2 protein-coding genes and 1 pseudogene are annotated in these 3,573 nt (G+C 72.4%); 2 read left to right on the top strand and 1 reads right to left on the bottom strand.

Annotated features, from left to right (window positions below):
• Positions 1-163: 163 nt before the first annotated feature.
• Positions 164-1,009, top strand: a complete 846-nt coding sequence (locus G6R25_RS22535; RefSeq protein WP_163554485.1) for an urease accessory protein UreD — start codon at positions 164-166, stop codon at positions 1,007-1,009.
• Positions 1,010-1,360: 351 nt separating this feature from the next.
• On the opposite strand, the pseudogene G6R25_RS22530 reads toward G6R25_RS22535, so the two are convergent.
• A pseudogene (locus G6R25_RS22530) lies at positions 1,361-2,833 on the bottom strand (glycosyltransferase); the annotation flags it as partial.
• 9 nt (positions 2,834-2,842) lie between these two features.
• On the opposite strand from G6R25_RS22530, the gene G6R25_RS22525 reads away from it, so the two are divergent.
• Positions 2,843-3,517 (top strand): TetR/AcrR family transcriptional regulator, encoded by a 675-nt coding sequence (locus G6R25_RS22525; RefSeq protein WP_163554484.1) that lies wholly within the window; start codon positions 2,843-2,845, stop codon positions 3,515-3,517.
• Positions 3,518-3,573 lie beyond the last annotated feature (56 nt).

Genomic DNA, 3,573 nt, shown 5'->3' with positions numbered 1-3,573 from the left:
GCACTAGCTCGTAGTACCGCGGACGGACACATGGACCAGAGCGGCCGGAGACTGGTAGCCGTGGGGCCATGATCCGGGCGAGATGGCTGTTACGGTCCCCCCCCCGTGGGCGACAACGAGCTGGGTCTGTTCCTGCGGGTCCGCCGCGAGGAGGCGATGTCCGATGCCCACGACCGCCGACGCCGCATCGCCGCCGGCCACCCCCCGCACGGGCCGTACGGCCGTCCGGGCGCACGCCGCCGTGCGGGTGGAGCGGGGAACGCAGGGCGCTCCCCGACTCGCCGAGTTGCGCTCCGATGTGCCGATCGTCCTGCGCCTGACCGGCGTACCGCCCGCTCGAACCGGGGCAGGCGTCGACGCGGAGCCGCTGCCGACGATGACGGTCCACCTGGTCAACGGGGCCGCTGGTCCGCTGGCGGGCGACGACCTGCGGCTGGACATCTCGGTCGGGGGCGGGGTGCGCCTCGTCCTGCGCTCGGTGGCCGCGACCGTCGCCCTGCCAGGTCACGGCCCCGGACCGTCCCGCCTGACCGTCACCGCGGAGGTGGCCGACGGCGGCGAACTCGACTTCGGTCCGGAACCGACCGTGGTCGCCGACGGAGCCGACCACCGGATGATCACCGAGATCCGATTGGCCGCGACGGCCAGATTGCGGCTGCGTGAGGAGATCCTGCTCGGCCGGTTCGGCGAGCCCACCGGGTCCGTCCTCAGCACGCTGCGCGTCGACGTGGCGCACGCCGCCGGCACCGTGCCTCTGCTGCGCCAGGAGCTGCTACTCGGGCCGCGGGTGCCGGGGCTGCGGGGTCCCGCCCAGCTGGGCGGTGCCCGCGCAGTCGGCTCGCTACTCGTCGCGGGGCCCGAGTGGGCCGGACCCGGTCCGCAGCCAGCGGTAGCCGAGGGGGTCGGCCGGCTGCCCCTGACCGGTCCGGGTTATCTGGTCTCGGCGTTGGCCGACGATGCAGTCACCCTGCGCCGCCGGCTGACAGCCGCGGTGGACTCCGCGGGTTGAGGCACCGTCAGCCTCCGGCACCGGGCTGACGGTCGTCCGCCCGGGCGTGGGTCTGGGCCCCCCATCGGGCTCGGGCACCCCGCGTGCGGTGTCCCCGCGCCACGGCTCGTCGGGCTGCCCGGGTATGGAGCTGGGCCGGGAGAAGCCGTCGTTCCACGGGTCACGGGGCGGCTCGACGAGCATCGCCGGTGGGGCCGCAACGGCGGGAGAGGTCCCGGCGGGCAGCGGATCGGCGGCGGCCGCAGCCACCGTCTCCGCGGGCTGCCGGTCGGCGGACGGCGTTCCGTGGTCGTCGTAGGTGCGTCCCTTCCAGGCGGCGCCACGGCCAGCCCGCTTGAGCCGCGCCGAGTCCACCGTCATCCCGAGGTAGAGCACGGCGACGCCGGGGAGCAGCAGGGCGGCGGGAAGCGGCTGACGGTAGTACCTGATCATCGGAAGGTAGGACAGCGTCATGATCATCCAGGTGACCGCGCCGAGGATCGCGGCCGTGAGATCACCGACCGCGAGGCCCGCGATGGTGGTGGCCACCGGGACGACGAAGACCAGGGCCATCCCGAGCACGGTGCCGAGCAGCAGCAGGGGCGAGTGCCGAAGCTGGGCGTAGGCGCTGCGGGACACCATCTTCCACAGGTCCGCCAGCCGCGGGTACGGACGCCGGCTGTGGACCTGCTCGGCGAGCCCCAGCCAGGTCCGCCCGCCGGAGCGTTTGATGATCCGGGCGATCGCGACGTCGTCGATGACCGCCCCGCGCACCTCGGCCAGCCCGCCGGCCGCCACGAGGGCCTCCCGCCGCACCAGCGAGCAGCCCCCGGCCGCCGCCGCCACCCGCGAACGCGGGCGGTTCGACCACCGGAACGGATACAGCATCGCGAAGAAGTAGACGAACGCCGGCACGATGACCCGTTCCCACGCGGTCTCGGCTCGCAGCACGGCCATCTGCGAGACCATGTCCAGCCCCTGCGAACGCGCCGAGGCCACGAGGCTGGTCAGCGAGCCGGGGTCATGCGCGATGTCGGCGTCGGTGAGTAGCAGGAATTCGGCATCGCCGGCGCAGTCGATGCCACGCCGCAGGGCCCACAGCTTGCCGGTCCAACCGGGCGGGGGCTCCGTGGAGGCGGTGACCGCGGCGGTGACGCCCGTGTGCCCGTTGCGGCCGGCCTCCTCCGCCAGCGCTCGGGCGACCTCCGTGGTCCCGTCGGTGGAACCGTCGTCGACGAGGATCAGGCGCACCGGACCGGGATAGTCCTGGGCGAGCAGGGTCGGGAGCGTCACGGGCAGCACGTCGGCCTCGTCCCGGGCCGGAATGATGATCGCCACGCTGGGCCAGGACGACGGCGCCTGCCGGGCGGGAAGGCGCTGATCGGTGCGCCAGAAGAAGCCATGACCGACGGCCAGGTACAGCCAGGCGAGCAAGGAGGCGAGGGCTATCCACTGCAGCACAGTCACAGAGAGTGATGCTGCCACGTGGATCGTACAGGCGTCAGACGAGCGCGGTAATTGTGTGTTAAGAACCTTCCGTCCGCTACAGACCTGCCGCGGCCCTGGTGGCCTCGCCCCCGCCGACGGCCCCCGACCGTACCGCCCAACAGGGCTGCTAAGCAGGGACGATGCACGGTCGAGGACGGGCAGATGGCGCACCGCGAACGGAATCGGTCGGCCCACCGACCATCCCGGCGGACCCTCCTCGATCGGACCGCGTCGGGCGGGGGTTAATCCCGCGGTGCCATCGCATCGTCCTGTGGGTACCACCACCAAACGGGCTGCGGCCACCCCCACCGATCCCAGCCCCGGCAGAGCCACCTCGGAAGGCACTGACTGCACCATAATCAGGGGGTGACCAGAAGCCGTCGTACCGAGCAGACGGCTGACACCCGTCAGGCCCTGATCTCGGCGGCCCGCCGCCGGTTCGCCGAGCAGGGCTTCGCCGCCACCGGAACCGAGGAGATCGTCGCCGACGCCCAGGTCACCCGAGGCGCGTTGTACCATCACTTCCGCGACAAGGCCGAGCTGTTCCGCACCGTGATGGAACAGGTCGCCACCGAGGTCGCCGAGCAGCTCGTCGCGGGCGAGCTCGCGCGCGACACGGAGCTGCCCAGCGACGCCTGGACGCAGCTGCGGCAGGGGTTCCAGTCCCTGCTCGACATCTCCACCGCGGACAGCGACTTCCAGCGCATCGTGCTGATCGACGGTCCCGCCGTCCTCGGCAACCAGGCGTGGGACGCCCTCGTCGAACGGCACGGCTACCGGCTGCTGTCCGAGTGGCTGGAGCGGGCGATGGCCGAGGAGCGCATCGATCCGCTCCCAGTCGGCCCGCTGACCAGGCTGGTCGCGGCCCTGCTGTCGGAGGCGAGCATCTACACGGCGGGCGCGGCCGACCCGGACACCGCCCGGATCGAGATCGGCATCGTGCTCGACCGGTTGCTGCGCGGGCTGGGCCGGGGCGGCGACCTCGCCGAGCAGCCCCCGGTCAGCGTCGACAGCGGCACCGGCCCCCAGCGCGCCCACTAGCCTGAGTTTCCATCGATCTTGGTCTCTTCCAAGCCTTTTCGTAGGTGAGAGAAAAA

The sequence above is a fragment of the Candidatus Frankia alpina genome (genome assembly GCF_902806485.1).
In the GTDB taxonomy this organism is placed as follows: domain Bacteria; phylum Actinomycetota; class Actinomycetes; order Frankiales; family Frankiaceae; genus Frankia; species Frankia alpina.
This window is presented reverse-complemented; position numbering and strand designations above follow the sequence as displayed.

Coding starts and splice junctions, on each gene's coding strand:
- G6R25_RS22535 (WP_163554485.1), top strand. CDS start 164: ATGCCCACGACCGCCGACGCCGCATCGCCGCCGGCCACCCCCCGCACG.